Raw genomic sequence first — 2,972 nt, forward strand, 5'->3', positions numbered from 1 at the left:
CATTTATGGGAAAATGACGGGGAGCCGTTAAGCGTCACTGCGCAGTTCCTCGACAGCGTCAACGTGCCGCCACCCGGCGTGCTGGCATCGATCTGGGCGCCCGTAGGGCTTCGCTACCACGCGCTGCACCATTTACTCCCCAGCGTGCCCTATCATGCCTTGGGCGAAGCCCACCGCCGCCTGACGGCACAATTGGCCCCCGACTCCGCCTATCACCGCGCAAATTATGATGGTTTGACGGGATTGGTGACGCGACTCACGCGCAGCACGTTTGTGCGGGGCGCGTAAACCGCAAGGTTCATCGCAGACCCGAAAGGGCCGCGATGGCTATCATCTTATGTAGGATAAAAACTGGAGCGGGCGAGGGGATTCGAGTGTTAGGATCACTGCCTGACCGCAGCTGTTTAAGGTACTTTCACGCTATTTTCGCTGATCATCTGCTTCTTCAAAATTTTTGAGCAAGGGGACGAACTCTTGCACGGCTGCGACGTATAGAGGGTGTCGCGGGTGGTTACCTTTGGTCGAACCGAGGCACATTAGGTTGACGCCACATTCCAGCGATAGCTTGCGCACCTCGTCATCTCGACCATTGTAGGCCCCGTGGACACCCCACGCTGCGATTACGGGAGAACTCGCTGCTCCGGCCGCTGTGAGCGCCGCTATTATATGCCCGTCATTATCTGGCCCAACCGGGTCGCGTGCCGCCTTCATGTCCGTAGGTTTAGTGGCCCGAAACGCGAATAGATTGAGTACCAGAAGTCCGCCGAATCCCCGCTCACGCGCGAAACCAATGCAGCGCCGAATAGTGGGGTCATCTAAGGTGGCATCTGCAGTCGATGGGTTCAGCATAATGAACGTGAGCGCTGCAAGACTTTCGTTCCATTTGCGGGTAAGGGTGTAGCGATAGCATCCACACTCGGACAACACGGCCCCATGTAAGTCTGGAAACATATCAACGCCACTCACATTAACTAATTCGGCAGCGGTGTTTGAGCATCTGCAGACTTTGTGGTGTTTTCTGCCGCTTTTGGTGCGGCTGACTCTGGAGCCGCTGGCTGCGGTGCTGAAGTCGTTGATGCTGCTGCCGAAGACGATGCTTTAGCGGGAAGTACCTGAATTAGAGCAAACACGAGTCCGGCTACTACGGCAAGAATCGCTGCCACCGAACTGATGATTGTTACCCGACTCGCTACTGCCTCAATCCGTTCTGAGAGAGCTTGCAATGAATGAATCTGGCGATTCACTTCAGATATCATTGCCGAGGGAATTTCAACAAGAGGCTCAGAATTCCAAGGTTTGGCGAACTCCCCCGATGCACTCCGGTCTAAGTCCGCGAGCCAAAGAAGAAAGAGGTCTTGGCCCCGCTTTAATTGGATCGGAGACGGGCCGGCATTATAGACTGAGTAAATCAGCTTTCCCTTGAAGCCTGGATCGACGTGAAATCCCGACACATTGATTAAGCCTCGCCACTTTGCGCTGGACTTTAGTGAGATAAATCCCATCACATTTTGCGGGATATTGAGTGCCTCTTCGGTCATAAGAAAAGCGAATTGGCCGGCGGGTATGTTAAGCGGTCCGCCCATTACCCGTCTGATCTCAGGAATTGTCTGATCCCAACGCTTTGACTCGGCGAGAGTTTTGGTCGTGTTCTCCCAAACGGACACTGTGTAATCAGGCGTGATGAAGTATTCCTCGCCCAACGTTAGAGTGTATGCTGAGCAATCCACTTGCTTAGGGTAGAATGGCTCAACAATTTTTTTGGCTGGTATAGCTCTGGTGAGTTTGTCACCGCTCCAGAAAGCCATTTAGAGCCCTCTCAATTCAGAGCTTCCCATAGAAGATCGACTTTGCTTTTACCGGTGCTAGCCGGTCCTTGATCGACATGACTAAATCCCACTTTCTATCCACGAATACAGCAAGCGCACAATCAATGATTTTCAGCACTTCACCAGCGATGTGGGGGCGAAAAGGAAAATCTTCCAAATGGTCTAATTTTTCACAAGCCGTAGCCATACGTCCAGCCGCAATAACGAGCTGACGGTCGAAATCGGATGGATTCCCCGTATCTGTTTGGCCGACGGTATCTGCAAGTCTAATGTTTAGAGTGTTCGCAGCGGAAATTCCGATGATCAAAGCATCCGTCACAAGCCGACGAAACTTGTCGTCAGACGGTCCAGCAAAAATCTCTCCTGCATATTTCGCGAAATGCAGCGCCATGTGCTTCAAACGGTCTTGAACCGTTAACCGAGCGATTTCCCGATGATATTTTTCATCATGCTCAAACTGCTCCCACTGCAGCTGATCAAGAACAGCAGTGTCAAGACTAGCTGCCTCGGAACTGTCCGTGATTACTGCCTTCAAAACCATAGGATTTCACTCCAAAGCCCCCAACGATCTCCGACTCGACCGCCACCAAACCCCTCATTAGGAACCTGCTCTCTTAAATTAAATTATACAACAAACGTCTTGGAATCAAGATGATTCCAAATCTACGCCGCAATGGCTTGTTCAAGCCAACGCTCGTTAATCTCCGCCCTGTAAATAATCGAAGCAGCCTGGTCGGGTTTCAATCCTTCTTCGCTAGACCGGGACAAAAACGCTGCCTTCATAACTGCATCTGACCGGTGGGCTGTCACCCTTTGGCGGCTTTCTGAAGGCTTGCCAGCCAAATACTTAACCTTGAGAACGCCTAAGCGCTTACGTCGTATTTCCCGGACAATAAGCAGGTTCGCGAGTGCGCTCTCACTAAGGCCAAGTCCGTTTGCATAGGCCTTAAATCTGGCGTGCTCATCGGGTTGAAGATAGCCGCCGATCTGGGCCATTTACGTTCTCCGAATTAAAAGCCCTCGGCCGCTTAACTAAAAGCCCTAAACATCTCATGAAGTGTGTTAACGTTGGAGCGGGCGAAGGGATTCGAACCCTCGACCCCAACCTTGGCAAGGTTGTGCTCTACCCCTGAGCTACGCCCGCTC

The 2,972-nt window shown here is 52.2% G+C and carries 5 protein-coding genes and 1 tRNA gene; 1 reads left to right on the top strand and 5 read right to left on the bottom strand.

The genetic code is table 11. The annotated features are described in order from the left end of the window. On the top strand, window positions 1-288 hold a 288-nt coding region (locus HEQ34_RS14010; protein WP_296201519.1), incomplete at its 5' end, for a fatty acid desaturase. A 132-nt stretch (window positions 289-420) separates the two neighbouring features. On the opposite strand, the gene HEQ34_RS14490 is transcribed toward HEQ34_RS14010, so the two are convergent. The 5 genes from HEQ34_RS14490 to HEQ34_RS14030 all read right to left on the bottom strand — a co-directional run bounded on the left by HEQ34_RS14490 (window position 421) and on the right by HEQ34_RS14030 (window position 2,970). After that, a complete protein-coding gene (locus HEQ34_RS14490; RefSeq protein ID WP_366934877.1) occupies window positions 421-951 on the bottom strand; it encodes a DUF1643 domain-containing protein in 531 nt (176 codons plus the stop codon). 20 nt (window positions 952-971) lie between these two features. Then, window positions 972-1,805 carry a deoxycytidine triphosphate deaminase gene (locus tag HEQ34_RS14015; protein WP_296201521.1) on the bottom strand — a complete coding sequence of 278 codons (834 nt, stop codon included), beginning with the start codon at window positions 1,803-1,805 and terminating at the stop codon, window positions 972-974. A 16-nt stretch (window positions 1,806-1,821) separates the two neighbouring features. Further along, entirely contained in the window at window positions 1,822-2,367 is a 546-nt protein-coding gene (locus HEQ34_RS14020; protein WP_296201522.1) for a hypothetical protein, read from the bottom strand. Window positions 2,368-2,489: 122 nt separating this feature from the next. Beyond that, window positions 2,490-2,822: a hypothetical protein gene (locus HEQ34_RS14025; protein ID WP_296201524.1), complete on the bottom strand. Its 333-nt coding sequence runs from the start codon at window positions 2,820-2,822 to the stop codon at window positions 2,490-2,492. Window positions 2,823-2,895: 73 nt separating this feature from the next. After that, window positions 2,896-2,970 (bottom strand) — tRNA-Gly (locus tag HEQ34_RS14030). Between the last annotated feature and the right edge of the window lie 2 nt (window positions 2,971-2,972).

The sequence above is a fragment of the Sphingorhabdus sp. genome, assembly GCF_023910635.1.
In the GTDB taxonomy this organism is placed as follows: Bacteria; Pseudomonadota; Alphaproteobacteria; order Sphingomonadales; family Sphingomonadaceae; genus Sphingorhabdus_B.